24 protein-coding genes and 1 pseudogene are annotated in these 25,789 nt (G+C 65.9%); 16 read left to right on the top strand and 9 right to left on the bottom strand.

The genetic code is table 11. The features are described from left to right. Window positions 1–192: 192 nt before the first annotated feature. Window positions 193–1,248 carry a DUF3426 domain-containing protein gene (locus AMB_RS22735; protein WP_011386837.1) on the bottom strand — a complete coding sequence of 352 codons (1,056 nt, stop codon included), beginning with the start codon at window positions 1,246–1,248 and terminating at the stop codon, window positions 193–195. 74 nt (window positions 1,249–1,322) lie between these two features. Continuing rightward, window positions 1,323–3,419 (bottom strand): putative bifunctional diguanylate cyclase/phosphodiesterase, encoded by a 2,097-nt coding sequence (locus tag AMB_RS22740; RefSeq protein ID WP_231848930.1) that lies wholly within the window; start codon window positions 3,417–3,419, stop codon window positions 1,323–1,325. 162 nt (window positions 3,420–3,581) lie between these two features. Here AMB_RS22740 and dapB point away from each other — a divergent pair, with 162 nt between their 5' ends. After that, the gene (gene dapB / locus AMB_RS22745) at window positions 3,582–4,379 is read left to right on the top strand and encodes a 4-hydroxy-tetrahydrodipicolinate reductase (protein ID WP_043745687.1); all 798 of its coding nucleotides are present in this window, start codon (window positions 3,582–3,584) and stop codon (window positions 4,377–4,379) included. A 3-nt stretch (window positions 4,380–4,382) separates the two neighbouring features. Further along, entirely contained in the window at window positions 4,383–4,547 is a 165-nt protein-coding gene (locus AMB_RS26005) for a hypothetical protein (RefSeq protein WP_011386839.1), read from the top strand. A 139-nt stretch (window positions 4,548–4,686) separates the two neighbouring features. Here AMB_RS26005 and grpE read toward each other — a convergent pair whose 3' ends face one another. Together grpE and hrcA are read right to left on the bottom strand one after the other, a co-directional pair. Continuing rightward, entirely contained in the window at window positions 4,687–5,298 is a 612-nt protein-coding gene (gene grpE, locus AMB_RS22750; RefSeq protein WP_011386840.1) for a nucleotide exchange factor GrpE, read from the bottom strand. A gap of 26 nt (window positions 5,299–5,324) precedes the next feature. Continuing rightward, window positions 5,325–6,389, bottom strand: coding sequence for a heat-inducible transcriptional repressor HrcA (hrcA, locus tag AMB_RS22755; protein ID WP_043745689.1), 1,065 nt, complete (start codon window positions 6,387–6,389; stop codon window positions 5,325–5,327). A 146-nt stretch (window positions 6,390–6,535) separates the two neighbouring features. On the opposite strand from hrcA, the gene rph reads away from it, so the two are divergent. The 3 genes from rph (at window position 6,536) to hemW (ending at window position 9,070) form a co-directional block, all read left to right on the top strand. After that, window positions 6,536–7,255 (top strand): ribonuclease PH, encoded by a 720-nt coding sequence (rph, locus tag AMB_RS22760; RefSeq protein ID WP_043747197.1) that lies wholly within the window; start codon window positions 6,536–6,538, stop codon window positions 7,253–7,255. Then, window positions 7,252–7,857 carry an RdgB/HAM1 family non-canonical purine NTP pyrophosphatase gene (rdgB, locus tag AMB_RS22765; protein ID WP_011386843.1) on the top strand — a complete coding sequence of 202 codons (606 nt, stop codon included), beginning with the start codon at window positions 7,252–7,254 and terminating at the stop codon, window positions 7,855–7,857. Before rph ends, rdgB begins: the two co-directional genes overlap by 4 nt. A gap of 85 nt (window positions 7,858–7,942) precedes the next feature. Further along, entirely contained in the window at window positions 7,943–9,070 is a 1,128-nt protein-coding gene (gene hemW / locus AMB_RS22770) for a radical SAM family heme chaperone HemW (protein ID WP_011386844.1), read from the top strand. 1 nt (window position 9,071) lies between these two features. Here the strand turns inward: hemW and AMB_RS22775 are convergent, their stop codons facing one another. Further along, on the bottom strand, window positions 9,072–10,442 hold the full coding sequence (locus AMB_RS22775; protein WP_011386845.1) for a penicillin-binding protein activator: 1,371 nt from the start codon (window positions 10,440–10,442) through the stop codon (window positions 9,072–9,074). A 110-nt stretch (window positions 10,443–10,552) separates the two neighbouring features. Between AMB_RS22775 and rsmI the strand changes: the two genes are divergently transcribed. The 6 genes from rsmI (at window position 10,553) to AMB_RS22805 (ending at window position 15,833) form a co-directional block, all read left to right on the top strand. Further along, window positions 10,553–11,371: a 16S rRNA (cytidine(1402)-2'-O)-methyltransferase gene (gene rsmI, locus AMB_RS22780; protein WP_011386846.1), complete on the top strand. Its 819-nt coding sequence runs from the start codon at window positions 10,553–10,555 to the stop codon at window positions 11,369–11,371. After that, a complete protein-coding gene (locus tag AMB_RS22785) occupies window positions 11,368–11,757 on the top strand; it encodes a YraN family protein (protein WP_011386847.1) in 390 nt (129 codons plus the stop codon). The genes rsmI and AMB_RS22785 overlap by 4 nt, the downstream gene beginning before the upstream one ends. A 56-nt stretch (window positions 11,758–11,813) precedes the next feature. Then, entirely contained in the window at window positions 11,814–12,422 is a 609-nt protein-coding gene (locus tag AMB_RS22790; protein WP_011386848.1) for a BON domain-containing protein, read from the top strand. After that, a complete protein-coding gene (locus tag AMB_RS22795) occupies window positions 12,422–13,270 on the top strand; it encodes a SirB1 family protein (protein WP_011386849.1) in 849 nt (282 codons plus the stop codon). Before AMB_RS22790 ends, AMB_RS22795 begins: the two co-directional genes overlap by 1 nt. Before the next feature lie 29 nt (window positions 13,271–13,299). Further along, the gene (gene gshB, locus AMB_RS22800; RefSeq protein WP_011386850.1) at window positions 13,300–14,244 is read left to right on the top strand and encodes a glutathione synthase; all 945 of its coding nucleotides are present in this window, start codon (window positions 13,300–13,302) and stop codon (window positions 14,242–14,244) included. A gap of 767 nt (window positions 14,245–15,011) precedes the next feature. Continuing rightward, complete coding sequence (locus AMB_RS22805; protein ID WP_011386851.1) at window positions 15,012–15,833, top strand: magnesium chelatase domain-containing protein; 822 nt, start codon at window positions 15,012–15,014, stop codon at window positions 15,831–15,833. A 483-nt stretch (window positions 15,834–16,316) separates the two neighbouring features. Here AMB_RS22805 and AMB_RS26660 read toward each other — a convergent pair. Further along, a pseudogene (locus AMB_RS26660) lies at window positions 16,317–17,123 on the bottom strand (recombinase family protein); the annotation flags it as partial. Between AMB_RS26660 and AMB_RS22810 the strand changes: the two are divergent. The 4 genes from AMB_RS22810 to AMB_RS22825 all read left to right on the top strand — a co-directional run bounded on the left by AMB_RS22810 (window position 17,065) and on the right by AMB_RS22825 (window position 23,222). Continuing rightward, window positions 17,065–17,322 carry a hypothetical protein gene (locus AMB_RS22810; RefSeq protein WP_043745690.1) on the top strand — a complete coding sequence of 86 codons (258 nt, stop codon included), beginning with the start codon at window positions 17,065–17,067 and terminating at the stop codon, window positions 17,320–17,322. The pseudogene AMB_RS26660 and the gene AMB_RS22810 sit on opposite strands and share 59 nt — an antisense overlap. 84 nt (window positions 17,323–17,406) lie before the next feature. Next, window positions 17,407–18,294: a hypothetical protein gene (locus AMB_RS22815; RefSeq protein ID WP_011386853.1), complete on the top strand. Its 888-nt coding sequence runs from the start codon at window positions 17,407–17,409 to the stop codon at window positions 18,292–18,294. After that, complete coding sequence (locus AMB_RS22820) at window positions 18,291–18,611, top strand: hypothetical protein (RefSeq protein WP_011386854.1); 321 nt, start codon at window positions 18,291–18,293, stop codon at window positions 18,609–18,611. Before AMB_RS22815 ends, AMB_RS22820 begins: the two co-directional genes overlap by 4 nt. 21 nt (window positions 18,612–18,632) lie before the next feature. Further along, on the top strand, window positions 18,633–23,222 hold the full coding sequence (locus tag AMB_RS22825) for a tape measure protein (RefSeq protein ID WP_011386855.1): 4,590 nt from the start codon (window positions 18,633–18,635) through the stop codon (window positions 23,220–23,222). A 355-nt stretch (window positions 23,223–23,577) separates the two neighbouring features. Here the strand turns inward: AMB_RS22825 and AMB_RS22835 are convergent, their stop codons facing one another. Further along, window positions 23,578–23,859 (bottom strand): hypothetical protein, encoded by a 282-nt coding sequence (locus AMB_RS22835; RefSeq protein ID WP_148207528.1) that lies wholly within the window; start codon window positions 23,857–23,859, stop codon window positions 23,578–23,580. Between the two features lie 154 nt (window positions 23,860–24,013). On the opposite strand from AMB_RS22835, the gene AMB_RS22840 reads away from it, so the two are divergent. Continuing rightward, window positions 24,014–24,679: a recombinase family protein gene (locus tag AMB_RS22840; protein WP_011386858.1), complete on the top strand. Its 666-nt coding sequence runs from the start codon at window positions 24,014–24,016 to the stop codon at window positions 24,677–24,679. A 72-nt stretch (window positions 24,680–24,751) separates the two neighbouring features. Here the strand turns inward: AMB_RS22840 and AMB_RS22845 are convergent, their stop codons facing one another. After that, entirely contained in the window at window positions 24,752–24,940 is a 189-nt protein-coding gene (locus AMB_RS22845; protein WP_011386859.1) for a hypothetical protein, read from the bottom strand. Between the two features lie 357 nt (window positions 24,941–25,297). Next, window positions 25,298–25,669: a hypothetical protein gene (locus tag AMB_RS22850; protein ID WP_043745692.1), complete on the bottom strand. Its 372-nt coding sequence runs from the start codon at window positions 25,667–25,669 to the stop codon at window positions 25,298–25,300. Window positions 25,670–25,789 lie beyond the last annotated feature (120 nt).

The following is a 25,789-nucleotide window of genomic DNA, read 5'->3' on the forward strand; positions in this document are numbered from 1 at the left end:
GAAAGTCGAAGAACTCTTAAGCCCGAGCGGCGCTTGAGCCCTGAAAAAGCGGAGCTTTTTCGTACAGACCGAATCCTAGAGTGCTTCAGCTTAAAGCTGACGCACTCTAGAGGCTCGGAGGCTGTGCCTCCGAACGGGTTAGGGCGGGTGCCCTGCCGCGCAAGCGGGGTTTTTCCCCAGCCTGCATGAACTCTATTTGGCTTCCGTGGGCTTGGCTTCCGCGGCGGGAGCAGCGGGCGCGGCCGGAACCGCAGGCGGCATATCCACGGCAGGGGCCGGAGCCGGGGCCGGAGTGGCGGGAACCGGGGCGGGAGCCGGCGACGGCGTGGCCGGAATCGGCGGCGGCACGGAGCCCGTCTTGGCGTCGCCGCTCTCGACGAACACCACCACCACCTCAACGGCGTTAGGATCGGGCCGCTCCAGCATGATCTTGAAGCTGGCCGTGCCCCGCGACGGCAATTCGCTCACCGGCGGCTGCGACATCTTTTCCTGAACCGCCTGCTTGTTGCGGTCCATCAGCACCAGCTTCATGGTCGGAATCTGGCGGGTCCGATCGGTGATATTGGCGATGATGCCACGCACCACCAGCACATCGGTGTCGTTATGGACGAAGCGTTCCGGCGTGCCGGCCTTGCGCAGTTCAAGCCCGGCACCCGGCTTTTCCCGCCGGAGACCGGCCTGGCCCAACAATTCCCCGGCCTCGGGGACGGCTTCGACCAGCTGATCCTGGAAATAATAGCCGGCACCACCCAGCCCGCCGAGAATCAGCAGGACCAGCAACGCCCACAGGGCGCCCGTCCCCTTCTTGCCTTCCTGGGCGGGGGTGGAGAACAGCTCGGGTACCGGCTGCGGTTCGTCGTCCAAAAGGTCGACCTCGCCGGGGCGCTCCATGCCCTCGTCGGGCGGCATGCGATTGGCGAAGGTGGGAACAGGCGGCGCATCGAGATCGAAATCGTCGTCGACCGACGGCGACGGCGACGGCCGGGCCGAGGGACGCGGCGCATCGAACACGGAATCGTCGCGGACCGGGTTGAACCCCGCCACCTTGCTGAAATCGGGCGCTTCCCGCTCCGGCGTGCTGAAGGACGGCCCGGCCAGGTCCAGGTCGGTGTCGTCGTCATCCAGCGACAGTGGCGTCTGAAACCACTTATGCGCGCATTTGGCGCATTTCAGCTTGCGCCCATTGGTCCCGAGCGCACTGTCGGGAATGGAGAAGTTGGTTCCACAGGCGGGACAGGTGATCAGCATGGTCTGCAAGCACCGGAAAAGATTTATTTCTTATAGGCTGGAGCCGGGACCAACACAAGCGGCTACGTGAGTGGCTACAGGCGGATCAATCCCTCGGGATTACTAAGCAATCCGGCGAAGGTGGCGGCGTTGACCGGGCGCGAGAACAGGAAGCCCTGCATGATCGGGCAGCCGCGCGCCGCCAGGAAGGCGGCCTGCTCGCGGGTTTCCACCCCCTCGGCGATCACGGAAAAGCCCAGATTGCCGGCCAGGGCGATGACCGAGGCGATGATGGCGCCGTCCTTGGCGTTGCCGGGCAGTTCGGTGACGAAGGCGCGGTCGATCTTCAAGGTGGAGACGGGGAACAGCTTGAGATAGGCCAGCGAGGAATACCCGGTGCCGAAATCGTCCAGCGACACCCGCACCCCCAGGGTGGTCAGCTGGCCGAGGATCTCGATGGCGCGGTCCACGTCGCTGGCCATCATGGTCTCGGTGATTTCCAGCTCCAGGACCGAGGGCGGCAGGCCGGAACCGGCAAGAGCCGCCTTGACCTTTTCCTTCAGCCGCCCGTCGTGGAACTGGGCGGGCGAGAGATTGACGCTGATGGACGGCAGGATCAGCCCCTGGGCCCGCCATTCCGCCACCTGGCGACAGGCCTCGACCAGCACCCAGTCGTCGATGGCACCGATCAGCCCGGCCCGCTCGGCCACCGGGATGAACAGGCCGGGAGAGACATCGGCCCGCACCGGATGACGCCAGCGGATCAGCGCCTCGGCGCCGATGATGGCACCCGACAGGGCGTCCACCTTGGGCTGGTAGACCAGACGGAACTGGTCCTCGCCCAAGGCCAGACGCAAATCATTTTCCAGGCTGACCCGCTCGGCCACCTGGCGGTCCATCTCGATATCGAAACAGCTATAGGGCAGGCCGCCGCGCTTGGCGTGATACATGGCGGCATCGGCCCGCGACAGCAGGCTTTCGGCGCCGTCGGCATCGTCGGGATAAAGGGCGATGCCGATACTGGTGCCGGCGAACAGCTGCAGGCCCTCCATGTCGAAGGGTTCGGCGAAGGCATAGAGCACCTTGTTGGCGCAGGCCTGGGCCGCCGTATGGTCACCGACGCTGGGCAACAGCATGACGAACTCGTCGCCGCCCAGCCGGCCGATGACGTCGCTGGCCCGCACGCAGGCCTTGAGGCGGCGCGCCACCTGCCGCAGCAATTCATCGCCCACCGCGTGGCCGTAGCTGTCGTTGATATCCTTGAAGCGGTTGACGTCGAGGTAAAGCACCGCCAGGCGCTCGCCGGTCTGCTCGGCCCGTACGATGGCCTCGCCCAGGGCTTCCATCACCGTATGGCGGTTGGGCAGGCGGGTCAGGGCGTCGTGGCTGGCATGGAACCGGATGCGCTGTTCATCGCGCCGCTTGCGGGTGATGTCGCGCAACAGCAGCACGAAGCGCCCGTCCTCTCCCTTGGCGTCGGCGCCCTGGTCCACGGCGGTAAGCGCCAAGGCGGCGGGAAAGGGCTCCGATTCCTTGCGCCGCGTCCAGGTCTCGCCCGACCACTGGCCGGTATTGGCCGCCAGACGCCACATTTCCTCGATCTCGCGCAGGCCGATCATCTCGACCGCCAGCAGATCGCAGGTCTGCCCGACCATCTCGGCCGCATTCCAGCCGGTCATGCGCTCGAAGGCGGCGTTGACCGCCAGGATGCGCCGCTCGCGGTCGGTGACCACAATGGCCTCGCCCACCGTCTCGAACACCGTGGCGGCCAGACGCAGCGATTCCTCGGCCTGTTTGCGCGCCGTGATGTTCTGGACCGTGCCCTCGTAGCAGACCAGACGGTCGCGTCCGTCATAGACGGCCCGGGCATTTTCGGCGATCCAGATGATCTCGCCGCTGCGCGTCCGCACCCGTGCCTCGAAATTGCGCACCACGGAATCGCGGGCCAGGATTTCGCGGAACCGCTCGCGATCGGCGGGGTCGACATACAGCCCCCTGGCGATGTCGGTCAGCCCGGCGATCAGCTCGGCCGGGTCCTTATAGCCGTAAATCCGCGCCAGGGCCGGATTGGCGTCCAGATAGCGCCCATCGGGAGTGGTGCGGTAAATGCCCTCGACCGCGTTCTCGAACAGCGAACGATAGCCGCCGAGATCATCGTCGTTGCGGGCAAGCACCAACACATCTCCACTCATGGCGTCGGAATCCAGATAGATCAATTCTAATTGGGACAGTGCCACTGACGGTTTATGCACTGCAACAGAATCCGGTAAGGACCCTACTTTTGTCTCTCGGCGCTGGATTTCCCGGCCATGGGACTTTAAGAAGATGGGTCGGCTTTTGAAAAGGATCGGGGCATGAGGATCGGAATCGTCGGCTGCAATGGACGCATGGGCCGGATGCTGATGGAAGCGGTGCTGTCCGCCGAGGGTTGCACCCTGTCCGGCGGCACTGAACGGGCAGGAAGCGAGGTCATCGGCCTGGATCCCGGTACCCTTCTGGGCCGTCCGCCGGTGGGGGCGCTGGTCACCGCCGACGCACGCACCCTGTTCCAGGCCTCGGACGCCGTCATCGACTTCACCGCCCCGGCCGCCACCCTGGCCCATGCCGCTATCGCCGCCGAACTGGGCAAGGTGCTGGTGGTGGGCACCACCGGCCTGTCCAAGGACGACGAGGCCCGGCTGGCCGAAGCCGCCCGCTCCACCCCTGTGGTCTATGCCCCCAATTTCAGCGTCGGCGTCAATCTGCTGATGGCGCTGACCGAACGCGCCGCCGCCATCCTGGGCGATGATTACGATATCGAAATCGTCGAGATGCATCATCGCCACAAGGTGGACGCCCCCAGCGGCACGGCGCTGGGCCTGGGCCGTTCGGCCGCCCTGGGACGGCAGGTGGCCCTCGACAGCCGGTGGTGCAAGGCCCGCGACGGCCATACCGGCGCCCGGCCCAAGGGCGAGATCGGCTTCGCCACCCTGCGCGGCGGCGACGTGGTGGGCGATCACACGGTGATGTTCGCCGCCGAGGGCGAGCGGGTGGAACTGACCCACAAGGCGTCGTCCCGTACCGTCTTCGCCAAGGGCGCCGTGCGCGCCGCCCGCTGGGCCACCGGCCAGAAGCCGGGGCTTTATTCCATGCGCGACGTCCTGGGGCTGTGACCGATGAGCGATGAGCAAGCGCCAGCACCGCCCCCGACCGGCCGCCGCTACAAGGAATGGGAGCACTCTTACGCCGAGGAAGTGGCGTTTTCGCGCAAGATCTTCTTCGGCATGATGATCGCCCTGGCCATTCTGCTGGGGGCGCTGACCTACGGGGCGCTGAGGTAGAATCTCGCCGGGGAGATCTATTGGGCTATCGCCCAAACCCATCCGGGGCGGACCCCGGACCTCCTTTATTTTCATCAATAAAACAAAGGGAGGTCTGGAGGTTCACCTCCAACCAGGGTCCGGGGCGGGAGCCCCGCAATCAGACCTTGGTGTCGACGTTGTTGCCGCCGCTTTTGGGGCCGCCCTTGGCCACGCCCACCAAAGCGGGGCGCAGCAGGCGGTCGTGCAGGGTGTAGCCCGCCTGCATCACCAGCACCACGGTGCCTTCGATCTGGCTGGGGTCTTCCATCTCCATCATGGCCTGATGCAGGTTGGGATCGAAACGTTCGCCCTGGGCCGCCACCAGCTTGATGCCGTAGCGTTCGAAGGTGGCCAGCAATTCCCGCTCGGTCATCTCGACGCCGGTGGTGAGCGCGGTCAGGGATTCATTGCCTTCGCGCGCGCTGGCGGGCACCGAGTCCAGGGCGCGGCGCAGATTGTCGGCCACGCTCAGCACATCCTTGGCGATGTTGGAAATGGCGTACCTGCCCCGATCCTCGGCCTGCTGCTCCAGGCGGCGACGGGTGTTCTCGGTCTCGGCCTTGGCGTAGAGCACGTCGTTCTTGAGCTTGGCGATCTCGGCCTCCAGCTCCTTGATGCGCTCGGAGTCCACGGCCGGCGGCGCGGCGGATTCGGCGGCCGGGCCCTGGTCGGCGCTCTGGTCGGCGCTTTCGGCGGCGGGCATCTGCTCGGCGGTCTGATCCTGGGTCATGGCAAGGCTCTCTCGATGTCTTGGGGTTAGGTGGGTTGCCCGATCAGGCGGCCGATCACCTTGGCGGTGTAATCGACCATGGGAATGATCCGGGCGTAATTGATGCGTTGCGGGCCGATCACGCCGATGGCGCCGACGATGCGCTCGCGCGCGTCGCGGTAGGGCGCCACCACCATGGAACAGCCGGTGACGCCGAACAGATCGCTTTCGGCGCCGATGAAGATCTGCACCCCGTCGGCCACCTGAGTGAGGTCCACCAGCCGCAGGAACTGCTCGGAGGTTTCCAGCGCCTCGAACAGCGAGCGGATGCGCTCGAGATCCTCGACGGCGGTGACGTCTTCCAGCAGATGGGACTGGCCGCGCACGATCAGCGCCGAATGGCTTTCGCCTCCGGCCCAGGTGGCCAGACCGGCCTCGATCACCCGCTTGGTCAGCGAGTCCAGCAGGCTGCGCTGCTGCTCCAGCTCGGCGGCGATCTCGTCCTTGACCTCCTCCAGGGACCGGCCGGCCAGGCGGGCGTTGAGGTAATTGCCGGCCTCGACCAGGGTGGACATCTCGACGCCGTCGGGCAGGTCGAGCAGGCGGTTCTCCACCATGCCGTCCTCGGTGACCAGCACCACCAGGGCGCGGTTGCGGCCCAGCCAGACGAATTCCACATGCTTCAAGGTGCGCTGGATCTTGGGGGCCACCACCACGCCGGCGCAGCGCGAGAGCCCCGACAGCGCGCCCAGGGCCTCGCCCAGCACCTGCTCCATGGAGCGGCCCGCCGCCCGGCACTGGGCGTCGATGGCCGAACGCTCGGATTCGGCCATGCGGCCCACTTCCAGCAGGCCATTGACGAACAGGCGCATGCCCGCCTGGGTGGGCAGGCGCCCGGCCGAGGTGTGGGGGGCGTACAGCAGGCCGAAATCTTCCAGGTCGGCCATGACGTTGCGGATGGTGGCGGGAGACAGCGACAGGGTCAGGCGGCGCGACAGGGTGCGCGAGCCGATGGGCTCGCCCGTCTCCACATAGGCTTCCACGATCTGGCGGAAGATTTCCCGCGATCTATCGTTCAGCTCGGTGATGACGGGGCCCTTGGTCCGTGGCATGGCGCTCTTGGGGTTTTCTCCGGTGCGGCGAAAATCTAGTGGCGCCATGCCGCCCCGTCAATGTCGGGGGGTCGAGATTGTGGACGGCACCCACCATATGGAGGTAGCTTGCCGCACTTTTCCCAATCCTAGGACTTGCAGTGATCATGAGACCGTCCGGCCGCGCCCCCGACCAGCTTCGCACCGTCATCCTGGAAACCGGCGTGTCGCGCCACGCCGAAGGATCGTGCATCGCCAAATTCGGCGATACCCATGTGCTGTGCACCGCCTCGGTGGAAGAGAAGGTGCCGCCCTTCCTGCGCAACACCGGCAAGGGCTGGGTCACCGCCGAATACGGCATGCTGCCGCGCTCGACTCATACCCGCACCGACCGCGAAGCCGCCAAGGGCAAGCAATCGGGCCGCACCCACGAGATCCAGCGCCTGATCGGCCGGTCGTTGCGGTCGGTCACCGATCTCGCCGCCATGGGCGAGCGCCAGATCAAGATCGATTGCGACGTGCTGCAGGCCGATGGCGGCACCCGCACCGCCTCCATCACCGGCGCCTTCGTCGCCCTGCATCTGGCCTTCCAGCGGCTGGTCCGCCTGGAACTGCTGAAGGCGATCCCGCTGACCGATCACGTGGCGGCCATTTCCTGCGGCATCTATGAAGGCGTCGCGGTGCTGGACCTGGATTACCCCGAGGATTCCAACGCCCAGGCCGATGCCAATTTCGTCATGACCGGCACCGGCGGCATCGTCGAGATTCAGGGCACCGCCGAGGAGCGCCCCTTCTCGCGCACCCAGTTCCTCGAACTCACCGATCTGGCCGAAGCCGGCATCCGCCAGCTGGTCGAGGCCCAGAAGAAAGCCCTGGGGCTGTCATGACCGCCCGCCGGTTCCAGGGCGGCAAGCTGGTCATCGCCAGCCACAATGCCGGCAAGGTCCGCGAGATCGGCGAGCTTCTGGCGCCCTTCGGCACAGAAGTGGTCTCGGCCGGCGCCCTGGGCCTGGACGAGCCGGAGGAGACCGGCGATACCTTCGTCGCCAATGCCGAGCTGAAGGCCCGCGCCGCCGCCCTGGCCTCGGGCCTGCCGTCGCTGGCCGACGATTCCGGCCTGGCGGTGGATGCCCTGGCCGGAGCGCCGGGCATCTATTCGGCGCGCTGGGCCGGGGCCGCCAAGGATTTCGCCTTCGCCATGGCCAAGGTCCACACGGCCCTGGGCGAGGAGAAGGACCGCACCGCCCGCTTCGTCTGCGCCCTGGCGCTGGCCTGGCCCGACGGCCATTGCGAGACCTTCGAGGGCGTGGTCGAGGGCGACATCGTCTGGCCGCCCAAGGGCGAGAACGGTTTCGGCTATGATCCCATCTTCCTGCCCAAGGACGGCGTCCTGACCTTCGGCGAGATGGACGCGGCGGCCAAGCACGCCATCAGCCACCGGGCCGATGCTTTCGCCAAGCTGGTGGCGGCGTGTTTCGGGGCGGGTTGAGGTTTATCGGGCTATCGCCCGAACCCATCCGGGGCATGCCCCGGACCCCCTTTGATTTCATCAATGGGGTTTGGGACGGCAGCCCATGAGTCCTCCCGGTTTCGGCATCTATATCCACTGGCCGTTCTGCCTGTCCAAGTGCCCCTATTGCGACTTCAACAGCCATGCGAGTCTCGCCATGGACCACGGGCGCTGGCGCGCGGCCTTGCTGGCCGAACTGGATCATTTCGCAGCCCAAACCTCCGACCGCATTCCCACCAGCGTGTTTTTCGGCGGCGGCACGCCGTCGCTGATGGAGCCCGAGACGGCCGGAGCCCTGGTGGATGCGGTAAAGAGCCGCTGGGCCGCGGCTCCCGACCTGGAAGTGACGCTGGAGGCCAACCCCACCAGCGTGGAGGCCGACCGTTTCCGCGCCTTCCGGGAGGCCGGCATCAACCGGCTGTCGCTGGGGATTCAAGCCTTGGATTCCAAGGCGCTGGCCTTTCTGGGGCGGCGCCATTCCGTGGACGAAGCCCTGGCGGCGCTTCGGCTGGCCCAGGCCACCTTTCCCCGCATGTCCTTCGACCTGATCTATTCGCGGCCCGGCCAGACCGAGGCGCAATGGCGGACCGAGCTGGCCCGTGCCCTGGATCTGGCGGGCGAGCATCTGTCGCTTTACCAGCTGACCATCGAGGACGGCACCGCCTTCGCCCCCGCCCATGGCCGGGGCGAGTTCGCCTTGCCCGACGAGGACGAGGCCACGGCTCAGTTCGAGACCACCCAGGAGATGTGCGAAAAGGCCGGTCTGCCGGCCTATGAAATTTCCAACCACGCCCGCCCCGGCGCCGAGTGCCGTCACAACCTGACCTATTGGCAGGGCGGGGAGTGGCTTGGCATCGGCCCCGGCGCCCACGGCCGCTTTGATGGCTTTGCCCTGGCCCAGGCGCGCTCCCCCGGCACCTGGCTGGCCCAGGTGGACGCCAACGGCCACGCCACCGAGACCCGTTATGCTCTCGATCCCGCCGAGCGGCGCTCCGAACTGGTGCTGATGGGGTTACGGCTGCGCAACGGTCTCGGCCCCGCCTTGCTGGCCGAGGTGCGGCCCGCCCTCGACCCCGAGGCGCTGGCCCGCATGATCGAAGGCGGTTTCCTGGTGGAGGACACCCTGGGCCTGCGCACCACCGACCGGGGACGGCTGGTGCTCAATGCCGTGCTGGGCGAACTTCTCGCCTGAGCTACTGGAACGCGCTGGGCGCCGCGCCCACCTCCCGTGACCCGGTGGGAGCGATCTCCTTGACCGTCAGGCCGCGTTCAGCGATTCCATTGGCGCCCAGGCGGAAGATGCCGTCCACCCCGGCAAAGCCGTTGATGTTCTGCAGCCGGGCCGAGCCATAATCGCCCGTGCCGTTGCGAACCAGGGCGGCGGCCAGGGCGGTGGAATCATAGGCGATGCCCGCCAGCCCGCCCAGACGGGGGGGCAGGGCGCCGAACGCCTTGGCGTAGCGCTGCTCGAAGGCGACATGGGCGGTGGCGGGTGGCGCCGGATACCAGCCGCCGGCCAGAGCGGGCTCGGAGGCCAGCCTGGGATCGTCCCAGAGCAAGGTTCCCAGCAGGCGCGGCACCTCGGCGCCGCCCTCGCTCATGTAATAGGACAGCAGCGAGGCGATGTTCCTGAGCCGCACCCCGTCGTCGGGCAGCAGCACGGCGTCATAGGCCGAGCCGGCCACGCCCTTGGAGGTCACGCCCTTGCGGGCGGCAAAGCGCTTGACCACCTGGGTGAAGTCGGTCGCGGCGGGATCGTAATAATCCACGGCCACCAGCTCCAGGCCCTGAAGCGCGGCGGCGTCCTTGGCGGCATCGGCCACGGCGCGGCCGTAATCGTCCGAGCGGGCCAGCACGCCGATGCGCCGCAAGCCCTGTTCGCGGGCATGGGCCAGCACGCGGGCCACCTGGGGACCGGGCAGGAAGCCCAGGGCATAGACACCGCTGCCCGCCACCGAGCGGTCGGTGGTGTAGGCCAGCAGCGGAATGGCCTGATCGCGGACCACCGGCGCCGCAGCCTTGACCTCGTAGCTGAACACCGGGCCGAGAACGATGTCGGCCCCCTGGGCCATGGCGGCGGTCGCGGCGGCGGCGGCGCCCTCGGCGGTGCCCTTGGTGTCCAGCGGAATCAGGTTGAACTTGGCATCGGCGATTTCGAACAGCGCCAGCTGGGCGGCATTGGACAGGGCCTGGCCGATGGCGGCCTGCGGTCCCGACAGGGGCAACAGCAGGGCGGCCCGCACCTCACCCTGGTGCGCCGCCCGGGCCGGGGCGGCGGCGGGCGCCGAATCGGCGGGAGGCAGAGTGGCGACCTGGGCCTGGGGCTCGGTGGCGGCCGGTGCCGGGGCGGGAGAGGGAACCGGGGCCGGCCGGACCGCCGGAAGCGTCTTGGCGGTGGCCGGCGGCGGGACGGGAGCGGGCAGGGGCTGCGCCTGGGGAGCGGGCTTGGTTCCGCCGGCCCAAGGTGGTAACTCTGACGCTTGTTGACAGCCCGACACCATCAGCATGGCGGCAAGCAATGGCAGGACAACGGCGGAGTGCCGGAAAAAGCCGCGACGGCGCAAGGGGATCCTCCTCGGACGACGGCCCCGGAGCCCTTGAGCCCGGCGGCGAGACAGAGGCAAAAAGTAGACCCTGGGCACGCGGAAGTAAACCGAGCGCCGGCCTTTATCTGGTGGCCACCCCCATCGGCAATCTGGGAGACATTACCCTGCGCGCCCTGGAGGTGCTGGGGCATGCCGATCTGGTGGCCTGCGAGGACACCCGGGTCACCGGCCGCCTGATGCAGCTTCTCGGCCTCAAGGCGCCACTTGCCCCCTATCACGACCACAATGCCGACAGGGCCCGGCCCGGCCTGCTGGCCCGCCTGCGCCAGGGCGAGGTGGTGGCCCTGGTCTCCGACGCCGGCACCCCCATGGTCTCCGATCCCGGATTCAAGCTGGTTCGGGATTGTATCGAATCGGATATCGCCGTCACCGCCCTGCCCGGCGCCTCGGCGGTCCTGACCGCTTTGCAACTATCAGGAATTGCCAGCGAGCGGTTCCTGTTCGCCGGCTTCCTGCCTTCCAAGGGGGCGGCACGGCGGGCGGCGCTGCAGGAACTGGCCTTGGTCCCCGCCAGCCTGGTGTTTTACGAATCCCCCCACCGGACGGGTGAATCCCTGGCCGACATGGTCACCGTCCTGGGGGACCGCCAGGGCGCCGTCACCCGCGAGCTGACCAAGCTGCACGAAGAGGTGGTCCGGGGCTCCCTGTCCGAACTAGCCCTCCGCTTCGCCGAGACTCCGCCCCGGGGCGAGGTGGCCATCGTGGTCTCCGGTCCCCGGGCCGAGGGCGGCGCCCCCCAGGATATCGAGGGCCGTCTGCACTTAGAGATAGAAAAAGGCCTTTCCATCAAGGATGCCAGCGCCCTGGTGGCGGCCGAAACTGGCCATCCCAGGCGCGATGTCTACGCCACGGCACTGCGACTGTTCCGAGGGAGCAACGAGGAATGAATTCCGCGCCCCCTTCACGCGCCCATCAGGCCGCCCAGCGGCGTGGCAAGGTGGCGGAAGGACTGGCGGCGCTTTGGCTGCGACTCAAAGGTTATGGAATCCTGGCCAAAGGCTTGAAATCCGGCCGGGGATCGGGGGCGGGCGAGGTGGATCTGGTGGCAAGGCGCGGCGATCTGGTCGCCTTTGTCGAGGTCAAGAGCCGGGCAACCCTTGATCAAGCCATTGAATCTCTGACACCTTTCCAGAGACAGCGCATCGAGCGCGCCGCCGCGGCCTTCCTGGCGCGGCGGCCCGAGCTGGCCAGCTGCGGCGTGCGCTTCGATATGGTCCTGGTAGCGCCGTGGCGCCTGCCCCGCCATATCCCCGACGCCTGGAGAATTGATTAGGGAGTCTTGTCGGCCGTACACTGGCCCGACATCGCCGTTTATCAAGGGAGTGATCCGTGACCGGGGTTCGACCACTGCTCAATGTCCTGATCATCGCCGCCATGGGTGGCCTGTTGTCCGGCTGCGCCGCCACCGTGGTGGGTGCGGGAGCCTCGGCCGGTGTCGCCGCCGCCGAGGAGCGCGGCCTGGACGGCGCCGTGGATGATCTGAAAATCCGCACTGAAATCAATCACCTGTGGTTTCAGAAGGATGTGGAGATGTACCGCAAGGTCAATCTCAACATCTCGGAAGGCCGGGTGATGCTGACCGGTGTCGTCCCCACCGACCAGGCCCGCGCCGATGCGGTGCGGCTGTCCTGGCAGGCGACGGGGGTCAAGGAAGTGCTGAACGAGATCCAGGTGCTGGCCGCCGGCGAGTCCGGCTGGGACCAGGCCAACGATCTGTGGATTCAGAACAAGCTGAAAGCCCGCCTACTCACCGATTCCGACGTGAAGAACATCAACTACGTCGTCGACGTCACCGATTCGGTGGTCTATCTGCTGGGCATCGCCCAGAGCAGTGCCGAGCTTGACCGGGTCATCGCCCATGCCCGCGACGTCAGCGGCGTCAAGCGGGTGATCAGCCATGTGCGCCTGAAGACCGATCCCCGGCGGAACGGCGGCTGATGACCGAGGCCGCCACCCGGGTCCGCGCCCGCCTCACGGCCCTCGGCCGGGTGGAGGATTGCGACCTGGATCCGGCCGAACCCCTGCTGTTGCTGGCCGCCCTGGGGCGCGCCGGCAGCGGCGGCCCCCTGGACATCGCTCCCTATCTCGCCCAGTTGGACGGCATGGCGGAGGAATTGCGGGCCGAGGCCGCCGATTGCGGCCATGCCGAGGCCCTGGCCATCCGGCTGTTTTACCTTTTGGGTCGCCGCCACCGGTTCCAGGGCGACGAGCGCGACGACGACGACCTTGGCGATCTCGACCTGCTGACCGTCATGGACCGCCGTCGCGGCGGCAATGACGCTCTGGGACTGTTGGCCCTGGCCGTTGCCCGGCGCGCCGGGATGGTGGCGGAAGGTCTGGCCTTTCCCGCCCATTTCCTGTTGCGCCTCGGCCTGGCCGACGGCAGCCGGACCATCGTCGATCCCCTGGGCGGTGGGCAGGCCCTGTCGACGCCGGATCTGCGGGCCATGCTGAAGGCCGCGGCCGGGCTGGAAGCCGAGCTGGAGCCCGCCCATTACGCCGCCATGAGCAATCGCGACCTGCTGCTGCGCCTGGGCAATGCCGCCAAATTGCGGCTGTTGCGCCTGGGCCATGTGGAGCGCGCCCTGGCCATGGTCGAAGCCTTGCTGCTGGTGGCGCCGGAAACCTGCCTGCTGTGGCGCGAAGCCGGGCTGATGCACATGCGGCTCGACCACACCCCCCAGGCGGTGTTCGCCCTCGAGCAATTCCTCAGCCGCACGCCCAGCGCCCAGGCCAAAGCCCGCACCCTGGCCCTGCTGGCCGAGCTGAAGCGCCGGATGCACTGACCTCCCCCTCCTGATTTAAGGACCCGATCATGAGCCTTGCCGTCGCCATCCAGATGGATCCCATCGAGTCCATCGACATCGATGCCGATTCCACCTTCGTGCTGGCGCTGGAGGCCGAGAAGCGGGGTCACACCCTGTTCCACTACCTGCCGCGGGATCTGGCCCTGCGCGAAGGCCGCGTGCTGGCCCGGGTTCGGCCGCTGAGCGTGCGTCGCGCCAAGGGCGACCACTTCACCCTGGGGGAGGCCCGCACCGTGGATCTGTCGTCCATGGATGTGGTGCTGATGCGCCAGGACCCGCCCTTCGACATGGCCTATATCACGGCCACCCACCTGCTGGACCACATCCATCCCCGCACTCTGGTGGTCAACGATCCCACCCATGTGCGCAATTCGCCGGAAAAGCTGCTGGTCACCCATTTCGGCGACCTGATGCCGCCGACCCTGATCACCTCGGACCGCGAGCAGATCATGGATTTCCGCGAGGAACACAAGGATATCATCGTCAAGCCGCTGTTCGGCAATGGCGGGGCCGGGGTCTTCCACCTGGTGCCGGGCGACGAGAACCTCAATTCCCTGCTGGAGATGTTCACCCAGATCTACCGCGAGCCGGTGATGGTCCAGCGCTATCTCCCCGAGGTGCGCCAGGGGGACAAGCGCATCGTCCTGGTGGACGGCGTGGCGGTGGGCGCGGTCAATCGCGTGCCGGCCGAGGGCGAGGCCCGCTCCAATCTTCACGTTGGCGGCACGGCCAAGCCCTCTATCCTGACCGCCCGCGAACACGAGATTTGCGCCGCCATCGGCCCGACCCTCAAGGAACGCGGCCTGATTTTCGTGGGCATCGACGTGATCGGCGACTACCTCACCGAGATCAACGTGACCTCGCCCACCGGCATCCAGCAGATCGATCGGTTCGATGGCGTGTGCATCGAAGGCCTGATCTGGGACGCCATCGAGCTTCGCAGGTCGGTTTAGCCTTCTGGGCTAAGGGACCGGGTTTCCACGTTTATTGCCCTGAAATCACTCCAAATGCAGTTGCGGCCCGAGGTTATTGCGGCCCTGCGACTGCATTCGGAGTTGGGAAATTGCGCCCACCTCGGCACCTCCAACTGCATTCGCGGTTAGCCGTAGTGCCCCGCTCTCGATGAAACCGAGCTTCGGCTGAACCGTTGGAATGGGAAGGCCTGATCGATAGGCTTTTGCTCCTATTACATGGACTCGGCCGGCGCCGGGCCCGGCACCATCGGGCCAGGGGCCATGCGCATGCGCTACCACCTGTGGGCGATTGCGCCATTTTCGCCACATAAGGCGAAGCCATCGCCCCCGCCGGGGCACCGGCCCTCCATCTCCCCCAAGCCTCGGCCTTGGGCGCACCCGTCGCCCCCAGCACCGGATGGGAGCACCGCCCTGTCCGGCCCCCCGCCATGCCTCGGGTCGGCAGAAGCGGACGACCCTGTCCGGCCGGACCGGTTACCAGCCCGGAGCGGTCGGCCGAACTGCTCCGGGCCTGGGTCATTTTGGCTCGAATCGGGGGACCGGGGGCCCTGGCCGGAGCCATCGGGACTTTCCCTGATCCTGCGGGCGAAACGAACCCCAGGCCATGGCCGGTCGACCGGTCGGTCGAGAAACCTCACTCGCCCACAGGTTGCTTTCCTCGGCCCTCGTGGGATCGAACGGGAAGCGCTAGCGCTGATTGTATGCACTGTCTATGATTGCCCGCGTTTCAATGGGATTCCGGCAGCATGACCACCCGCGCCAATACCGTCGCCTTTTCCGGCATCGACTGCCTCGACATCGACGTCCAGGTGCAGGTGGCCGCCGGTATGCCGGCCTTCACCCTGGTCGGCCTGCCCGACAAGGCGGTGGGGGAAAGCCGCGAGCGGGTGCGGGCGGCCTTCAACGCCATCGGTCTCGCCCTGCCGCCGAAGCGCATCACCGTCAATCTGGCGCCCGCCGACCTGCTGAAGGAAGGCAGTCATTTCGACCTGCCCATCGCGCTCGGCCTGCTGGGCGCCATGGGGGTGATTCCCGCCGACGAGATCGCCGGTTATGTGGCCCTGGGCGAATTGGGCCTGGACGGCTCCATCGCCCCGGTGGCCGGGGTGCTGCCCGCCGCCATTGCCGCCAATGCCTCGGACCGGGGCCTGATCTGCCCCCACTCCCAGGGGTCCGAAGCCGCCTGGGCCGGCGAGGTCGAGGTGCTGGCCGCGCCGTCGCTGCTGGGGCTGATCAATCATTTCAAGGGCAGCCAGGTCCTGGCCCGCCCCGCCCCCCGGCGCATGGAGGAGAGCGGGACATTGCTGGACCTCAGGGACATCAAGGGCCAGGAATCGGCCAAACGCGCCCTGGAAGTGGCCGCCGCCGGCGCCCATAACCTGCTGAGACTCAGCACTGCAAAACTAGGCTCGGACTTTGGAGAGCTGATCCACCATTCCATCGACCTGCCGCACGTCACCAACGGCGGAACGCAGCATCTCCGCAAACACCCGAGCCACTGCCGCCGGATCGTCCACCAGCCGAATGCTCAACGTCCGGTCAGGATTGACCACCACCTGGTGCACTAAATTCCTCACGACGAACACCACGTCCGCCTCCTGGCCCGCCCCGGCCTCGGTCGCCGTCATGCTCCTCATGCCGGACTCGATCCGATTGACGATCCTGTCCAGTTCGGCCCCACTCACGATAACGCCCGTGTCGAGAAGGGACTTCTGATCCATCAGAGCTGAGAGAGCCGAGGCAACGCGCTGGCGTTCGGCCCTTGCCTTGTCGTTCTCGGCGACTAAGTCGGGAACGCTCGCCTCTTCCACCTTCATTGTCGCGAGCCGCCCAAGAATGGCCTGCTTTTCCTTCCACACCATCTCCGTCCTGGCCAGCTCTGCTTCCATCTGCTCGATATTCTGCGTGAGCTGCCGCTGGTCACGGAGCGACTGACCCATGACCAGCTCCCTGATCTTGGCCGGGCCACCGATGCGGTTCTCAATGAAGCCCTTCACCGCGGCCTTCACCTCGTTGTCCACCTTCACCATCTGGAGATACGGCCCCTTGCAAAGCTTGCCGGTTTTGCGAGCGTGGCAGACGTAGTAATGCACACCCTTGGAGTCGGTGTGGAAATAGTTCTTACCGCAGGAACCACAGACGATTTTGCTGACCAAGAGCCACGGGGTTATCGGACGGCGACCCCGTCCCTCACCGGGTGGCTGGCCAGACTTCATCCTGATCTTCTTGGCCGCCGTGGCATCGTTAAATTCTGACTCCGTAACGATTGGGCCGCCGTGGATCACGAGCTTGATCTTGTCCTTCCTCGTGGCCGACCAAAGCCAACCACAAGCGGCGCTGTTGTCCAGAACCCGAGCAACCGTTCTCGACTGCCATTCTGGAATTCCATCTACCCTGGCACCGTTCTTTTCCAGCCACGCGGTGAACGCGCCCACGCCACCATCGGCCTCTATCAAGGCCGGTCGCATTCTCCGGGTGGTGCCGTCCGGGAGAACCACCTTCACCTCGGGCGGCGGCACCCGATCTTGGTTCAGACTGCGGGCGATCTGAGTCCGCCCCATGCCGCCGGTGGTGCAGGAGCGGAAGATGCGGCGCACCGTCTCTTCCTCGCCTGGACACTTCTCCAAGGATTTGTCAGCTCGCTTCCGGTACCCGAACGGAGCCTGGCCATTAACGAATACCCCGGTGGCCCGCTGGCGCTCTTTCGGCGGGATGGTGCGTTCCTTCATGCGCTCGATTTCTCGGGCTGCGATTGCAGACAGCACCCCCAGGCGGATCCGCGACCGCCAGCGGCAGGCCATGTCCGCCGACGACGTGACCGTCATCAGCGATGACGAGGTGGACGAACTGGTCGCCATGGAGCGACAGATCGCCGCCGACGCCGCCGAGAAGGAAGAAATCCGGGCCGCCGCCCGGCGGGAAGCCGAACAGCGCAAGGTCGAGGCCGAGCGGCAGGAACGCCGCAACACCCTCGGCAACGCCGCGCCGTACCGCCGCCCGTCGTCTTTGCCGGGCGGCGGCTTGGACCTGATCCGCAAGGGCCTGGGTCATGCCTGACGTCCAGGCTACCACCTGGCCCGCGAAGCCGCCCCGCCACCACATCGGCGGGGCGTCTCTCGTTCGTATGGACGCTTCCTGGCGATGACCACGACCTCGCCCACCTCCCGGATCGGACTGGCTGGCCTTGACGCCAACATGGTTGACCGCATCGAGCGGGGCGAGTTGACGCAGAAAGAGGCTGCCGACCTGTTGGGCGTAAAGAAGCAGGCCGTCAATAAGAAGCTGAAAGAGCTTCGAGAGCAGGCGGGAGCTACTACCCCAGCGCCCGCACCGGCCAAGGCCCTTCCAGCCCCGGCGGATCGCGCTCCAGAGTCCCAAGCGCAGCCTGGGGCCGCTGCGTTACCGGCGTCCTCTCGTATTCAGGAAGCGGATGCGCTTGAGGCCGAAATCGAGAAATGGGCCAAAATTGGGGGCGATGCATGGCAAGGGCTCGCCATCGGTTATGCGACCCTCATAGGTCAAACGAACCTTTTTCTAAAAAAAAGCATCGAAAACGGTGGGCCGGGGCCGGTCGCCATGAATGGTATGGTCCGGGCGCTCCGCGAGAGCGAAGAGGGCCTTCGTCGGCTCGGGCTACTGCCCGCCATCGCCGGTGGGAACCAGGGCAGCGACCAGCCCGTCGGTTTGGTCATCACCGTTCTCAGTCCTGACGAGGAAGACGAGATCCGAGCCGAGATTGCCGAGCGGGCTGGGGCGGATCTGACGAAAGAAACCCTGCCGTCAGCCCCACCGCCCCCGGTCACTCCTGGTCGGCCCGTCGCCCTGATCGACCGACTGCCCGAGGCCAAGGACTTCGAGGCATGGATTGCCGCCATGCTTCACATGAGGGGTGCCGCATGGCTGCGTCAGATCGTGGCCGCCCTCGGCGGCCAGACCGCCCACAGCAAGGATCAATTGGCATCGGAGTTAATGCGACTCACTTGCGGCGACCCCCAGCGCCTTCAGCACCTTGTAGGAGAGCCCGCATGATCCCCGAAGAAAGACTCCTCTGGTCGGCGATCATCGCCCAGGCCGTCAAGGACGCCCGAGGCGAGAGCAGCACCAACACCGGCTCTCTCCCCTGGCCGGAATATGACGCCAAGTCGGAAGCCCTTGCCTGGATATTCGGCGACGACACGGGCTTTGAAGCGGCCTGCGACTTCGCGGACACGCATCCCGAGTGGGTTCGGCGGATGGTCTTTGCAACGCCATGTCGCCTCCCTCGTCGAGCCGCAGGCGGGTGGAAAGCCCGGAAGGCATGCCTTCCCTCTCCCGACATCTCCATGCCCACGGCCTTGGCCGCATAACCAACAAGAAGGGTAACGACCATGAAGCTCGTCAGCGTCCTTGACCTCGACACCAGTTCCTTCCAGGCCGGATTGAAGACGGCGGACAACGCCGTCCGCGTCTTCGAGCGGTCCATCGGCAGCAGCTCCACCGCCATCAAGGACTTTGCCACGCTGCTGGGCGGCATCGGCCTTACCCGCATGGCCGGTGAAGCGGTCATGGCCGGTGACGAGATGATGAACCTCCAGCGGAAGCTGTCGGTCATCGCCAACAGCCTGAACGAGCTGGCGAAGGCGCAGGGCCGCGCCAACGAGGCCACCTACGACAACGCCAAGGTCTATGCCGGGCTCCGCGACATGGCGATGGAGACGGGCACCTCCATCAAGTCGCTGTCCCAGATTTACGTCCAGACCATCCCGGTCGCCACCGCCCTCGGCGTGAGCGTCGAGACCGTCAACAAGGTCATCAAGGGCACGGTCGGCGCGGCCGCCATGATGGGGGCCTCCCATGTCGAGCTGGAGCGGTCGTTCGTCGCCATCCGTCAGGTCATTGGCAAGAACCAGCTCCAGATGGAGGAGCTGAAGCGTCAGTTGGGCGAGGCCCTGCCCAACGCTATGGTCATCACCGCGAAGGGCCTTACCCGCATCGCCAACGAGTCCCCCGACGTGGCCCGCCGCCTCGACCAGATCGCCGGGAAGGCGAAGATCACCACCGTGGAGCTGAACAACCTCGTCACCACCGGCAAGATCGACGGCAAGCTGTTTGCCGAAGCCTGGGCCGCCGGGACCGAGGAGTTCCAGAAGTACGCCGAAGCCCGCTCCAAGACCCTCTCCGGCCAGATGGTCAACTTCAAGACCGTCATGGAGTCCAACTCGGGCATGTTCATGTCCGACAGCGGGATCAACACCGCCCTCGGCGTGGCCCTCAAGCACGCGAACGACAACATCGACGCCTGGATGAAGGTGCAGGTGGCGAAGGCCCAGGCCAACGGGCAGGTGTTCATCAACAGCTTCCTCAACGTGGGCGACGGCATCGCCAAGCACCTCGACCAGACCCAGGACTTCCACTCTCAGATCGGCGGCACCGTCGCCGCCGTGGCCGACACCACGTTGAGGGGGGCCGAGTCCTTCTGGCGAAACTTCCCGCCCGAGGTCCGCGAGATCGGGCTGGTGGGCATGCTGTTCCTCGGCAAGAACCGTCTCGGCCTCCCCGGCGTCCTTGCGGGCCTGACCGTTCGCGGTGCGGGCTTCCTGACCGCGTTCGGCCTCGGCCTGCTGGACGAGATCATGCCCGAGCGGGCAATGGCGAAGGGCTTCAAATGGGGGTACGACCTGATCGCGGAGATGGTCGATGGAGCCAAGACCGGCCTGTCGCAAGTCGGCCCGGCCCTGTCCGACGACATCTCCAAGCTGTTCGACCGTCGCCACCGCCTGATCCAGTCGCCCCTCACCCTTGCCAACGACAGCGCCCAAGCCCCCGCCGGTCAGTCCTATGACGACACGAGGAACGCCAGGGCGAAGGCCATGGACGAGGCGAAGCGGAAGGACACCGCCAAGTTTGTGGGCGGCAATCTCTCCAGGGCCATGGACGAGGCCCAAGACGCCCTCGACTACCTCACCTTCTACCAGAAGAAATACGAGGACATGGGCGACGCCGGAAAGGCGTTCGGCAAGGTCGTCGGAGCCGGTGCCAACATCGCGGACTCCTGGATCGAGTGGACCACCAGCCTGGGCGGCCTGCTGGGTGATGGCGTCCGCATGTTCGAGCCCGACGAGGGCATCCGGGCGACCCAGAAGTTCCAGCACGCCTACTCCGACTGGAAGGCCAAGTTCCTCAAGGACTTCTCCGAAACCACCATGGCGCTCAAGGCCATGTCGGAAGGCGGCGGCCTGATCGAAGACATGCGCCCCTCTGGTGCCCTTCGCAACACCGCCATGGAGCAATTGCGCCTGGGCAACCAGGCCGTCTCCCTCTACGGCCAGTCCCTCGCCCAGTCCGATCCCTCGGCCAAGATCATGTCGGATCTTGAGCGCCGGATGAGCCGCATCCGCGAGATCGACCATGACCTGAAGCTCAATTCCGGCACCTCCCTGGAGGAGGGCTGGGACGCCCTTCCGCAGTTCCGCGACCGGGGCATTACCGGCGCTCGCATGGCCGAAGTCTCGGCGGTGTTCCAGGGCACCATGTCCGAGGCGGCCAAGCCCGCCCAGCGCGACACGCTCTCCGACACCATCGCCGCCAACGAGAAGCAGATGGGCGTCTTCGCCAAGATGGCCGATTGGGTCGAGAACTCGGCGGACGTGCCCGACAGTGCCAAGCAGCAGTTCCGGGACACCCTCGGGCAGGCGATGGAACGGTTCGGGCGTCAGCTCTCCATCACCCTCGACCAAGTCAAGGAAGCCGAGATCGGCAAGCTGACCTTCGAGGCCAGGAAGACCGAAGGCCGGGCCGTCGCCATCGAGCGCAGCTACCAGGAAGCCGAGACGGCCTATGTGGAGCGCCAACTGGCGAAGCTCGACAAGACCGGCACCATGCAGAAGGTGGTGGACGCCCGCGCCGCCCGAGAGCGGAAGGAGATCGAGACCGGCGCCCGTGATCCGGCGGCCACCGCCAACACCCTCTCCGATACCGACCTGGACGCCAAGCGCAAGCAGGGCGCCAGGATGCGCCAGCAGTTCAGCCAGCAGCAACAGGCCCTCTCCCTGACCACCTACGAGGGCGACCGCGTGTTCGCGGCGACGTTCGCCAACCAGCAGGCCCTCATGGAGATGGGCTTGATGCAGAAGGCCGGTTATCGCGGGCTGCTGGGCGATGGCCGGGAACGGCAAGTTCAGCTCGCCACCGAGCAGGCCAAGCTGGAGTTGGAGCTGCACGACCGAGACTCCTACCGGGCCGCCCTGATCGACCAGGAGATGACCAAGCTCCGGCAGGAAGAGAAGACCCTTCGCCTCCAGTTGGAGGTGTATGCCAATGACGGCCACCGCGAGCAGATCATCCGCAACGAGATGGCGAAGCTGGATCTGGAGATGGCGAAGCTGGCCGAGGAACGCGCCCTCTATTCCAGCCCCGAATACCGGGCCAAGCTCGACGCCTCAACCCACGCCAAGGCCGCCCTGCAACTGACCAAGACCCAGGACGAGACCCGGCTCATGGGTACCGGCCAGTACCGCAACGACACCCAGAGGCAGGCGTATGCCGAGCTGGCCCGCGACGCCCAGAAGCTCCGCAACGAGATCGACCTGATGCGGACGGGCGAATGGCAGCGGAACGACATGGCGAAGGCCCGGCTCGACCTGGAGCGACAGATCGAGCAGGTCTACCAGGACCAGCGCCGGTACCAGACTGCGGCTTTCGTGTCCGAGATGAACCGGCTCGACATCGAGAAGGCCCGCGTCTCCAACCTGGACAAGGCCCGCACCAACTCGAACATGGAGAGCCCCGAGTATCAGGCCGTCCAGCACCAGTCCAATCTGTTGGACCTGAAGCGCCAGGAGGTGCAGCTCCAGCAGCAGCTCTACAGCATGCAGGATGCCGCCTATGGGGCCATGCTGAACTCCAACACGGCCCTCCAGGGGCGCGTCGAGATGATGCAGCTCCTCAACAGCTACACCATGAGCTTCACCCAGTACATGCAGACCGGAGCCGCGTCCGCCGTCCGCACGTTCACCGACACCATGTCCAACGGCATCGTCCAGGTCATCACCGGCCAGAAGAAGATGAAGTCCCTCTTTCAGGACATCGCCCAGTTGATCGTGGGCGGCCTGATCAAGGCCGTGATCGAGTTCGGGGTCCGTATGCTGGTGGCCACCGCCCTCTCCAAGATGTTCGGCATGGAGCTGAACCAGAACTCCGAGCAGAGCGTTGCCGCCATCGGCGTGACGACGGCGGCCAGTGTCGCCTCCCTGGCTGTCACCACTGCCGGCGGTATGCTGGCGGCCTCCATGCTGGCCGAAGCCTGGGCGCTCCCGGCCATCCTCGCCTCCATCGCCACCTTCGGGGCCGCCGCGGTGGTCGGCACGGCGTCATTCCTTGGTGCCCTGGCCGTCTCCCAGATGGCGGTGGCGGGCGTCAAGGGCATCGGCAGTGCCATGGGCGAGGGCGGCCTTGCCAACGCTGGGGCGAACTCCGACATCGCCGGTTCGCCCGGCATGATGGAAGCCTTTGGCGGCTCCTTCCACACCGGCGGCATCTTCGAGGCCAATGGCAGCTCCAACACCTCGTTCGGCGGAACCAAGCTGGCCTCCGACGAGGGGTATGCCCTGCTCCAGCATGGTGAAATGATCGTTCCCACCAAGAACGTGGCGGCGACCGTGGCGGCCATGAAGATGAGCGGTATTCCTCTCCCCGAAGGGGTCTATCACAACGGCGGCATCTTCGGTAATTCAGCTCCCTTCGGGGCGCTGGAGAGCAACTGGCAAACGCCCAATGCCAGCGACCTTACCACCCCTGGCATGAGCGACATGTCGCCGTCGGTCGTCCATCGCCCCTTGGCGATCAACGTCATCTCCGTACTCGACCCCGCCGAGGTGGATCGACATATCGCCAGGAACCCCAACGCCACTCTGGCGGCAGTCAGCATGGACTACCGCAACAACGGGGTGATGCGGAAGATGATCCGACAGGGCCGATAGTATCCCGGCCATCGCTTAAGCGTACTTCACGCTTCCGGTCTTGCCGCACTTGGGACACGTCGGCTTGAGTGCAGCAAGGAGATCCTCGGGCATCTCCTTGCTGCTGGTTATGGTCAGGCTGCCCCCGCTGAAACCGTCGAGGCTGTAGCACTCCCACAAGCTGCTAAATGGCTGGTCGTTCTCCGAACACCTCAGATAGCCCTCGTGCCCGCATTCACAAACGATGGGCTCCTTCGTCCTCGTTGTCATCTGCCCCCTCCTTCATGCACATGGCCCGCCCTTCAATGTACAGGAACACCGAGATCGCGGATAGGTAGGGAAGTCGAGATCGCGCCGCAAGCATGGCGAGAGGCGGTTACCTCGGCATCGTGATGCCCGGCACCCGGTCATAGGTAGGCTTGTTCAGATCGGGCCAGAACCGATAGCCGCCGGTTCCGTCCGGCACCAGCCGCCCTTGGCGCTCCCAGCCCCTGTAGACCTCATAGCTCCCGTCCTGGCGACCGCTGGGCCGAACCTCGACCTGTCGCTCATGCCTGAACAGGTCGGGCACCACCGGCTTGGGCCTGTCCTCGGCCATGACGCCGGACGACACCGACAGCACCAGCATGGAGACGAAGATCATCCGCAAGGTATCCATGTAGACCTCCATAAGCAGCTCCGCGCCATGATCGCTCCAGACTACAGGTATTCGCAAGACTAACCGCAATCATAGCGGGTTCCCAGCATGGAAAATACCTGTCATACAAACAGTCAACGAGCGTTGATAGTTTGTATGACCAAGGAGAACGAAGATGGCGACCGGCAAATTCATTGCTTACTACCGCGTCTCGACCGACAAGCAGGGCAAGTCTGGTCTGGGCCTTGAAGCTCAACAGGCCGCCGTCCGCGCCTACCTCAACGGCGGTGATTGGGATCTGCTGGCCGAGTACACCGAGATCGAGAGCGGCAAACGTGCAGATCGTCCCCAGCTCGCCCAGGCGCTCAAGGCCGCCAAGAAGGCCGGGGCCGTGCTGGTCATCGCCAAGCTGGATCGCCTCGCCCGCAACGTCGCGTTCATCGCCAACATGATGGAGGCCGGTGTGGACTTCGTGGCCTGCGACAACCCGCACGCCAACCGCCTGACCTTGCACATCCTGGCGGCGGTGGCCGAGGATGAGGCTCGGCGCATCTCTGAGCGCACTGTTGCCGCTCTCCAGGCCGCCAAAGCTCGCGGCAAGGCTCTGGGTGGCCGTCGCACTGAAGGCCAGTATGAGGCCAGTTCCGCAACGCGCATGGCTGCTGCCGATCTTCTGGCCGCGAACGTGAGGCCCATCATCTCCAGCATCCAGGCGTCCGGCGTCACGTCCTATGCGGCCATTGCCGACGTGCTGAACACCAGGGGCATCAAGACGGCCCGTGGCGGTCAGTGGCATGCCAGCTCTGTCCGCAACGTCGTGCTCCGCAGCGCCCAGGCGTAGGCCAAGCAAAAGGCCGCCGGAGCGTCCCCGGCGGCCTGCTGGTCAACCCCGAGTCAACCTCGGGTCAACTCGTCACGCTGCGATGGCCGCGACATGGCGACCGCCACCGGCCAGCTCAACGACGGTCACGTCGGTAACGCTCTTGTCGTCAAAGCCGAACGAGCCGCGCTCGATCATCTCAAGAAGAAGATCAACACGTTCAGCGCTCGTCAGGTTCGTATCGTTGAAGCGGTCGTCGCAGAAGAAGATAGCAAACTTCATGGCATATACCTCTCTAATGAAGATGTGTTCTTGTTGTGCATGCCTTCTATCAGAGCAAAGGCATAGCCGCAAATAAGCGCACACTTACTTATGTCACGACAGCATCGTCTGCTGCATAACTTGATGAAAATGTCAATGTGTTTAATTTTTTCTTGAGCGAATATTTGCGTACCGTGATCTCGAGGGCGCACCCCGGCCCATGAAGGGGTCAGCGGATAAAAAAGAGGGTGGGTGGTACCGGCCGGAGGGTGGTCCTCTCATTGCCCGGCCCATGTCGAAAACGGTCAACCTGCTGGTGGCTGGATATGGATCTGAACCCCGGTCCAGACCGGCTCGAAGTCCAGATCCATGGCGCACCTACTGCGCCAGCTTCATGACGAACATCGGATCGAAGATCGCAGCGCCCCCACCGCCGCCGAGCACCACCACGGGACAATTGAAGGTATAGCCCACCTTCTGCGCCGCAGCCACGACCCCCAGCTTTCCCGTGTACCAGCGGATTGGCTCCTTAGTCGGCACAGGAACCTCTCCGTATGTAGCGAAGCTCGCGTCGCTGGCAACCACCTCCGACCCTCGCGGCAGCTTATTGGCGGCGTGCAGGATGCACTTCTTGGCCTCCAGCTCCTTGGTGGCGTCATCAGCCTCCCCCTTGACCCCCTTGACCCCCTTCGCCCACGCCGTCCCCACGACTCCCAGGACCACTAGGCCCGCCAAAATCCCCTTGAGCATCACTTACTCCACATATGGTTGATGCCCAAGCCTAGCGTGATCGCTGGGGTCTGTACACCCGCTAGGCGATTTTACTCCTATCGCCCCTCGTATCGCTCGGCATGCCCGGCGTGGCGTCGC

The organism is Paramagnetospirillum magneticum AMB-1, assembly GCF_000009985.1.
GTDB lineage: Bacteria > Pseudomonadota > Alphaproteobacteria > Rhodospirillales > Magnetospirillaceae > Phaeospirillum > Phaeospirillum magneticum.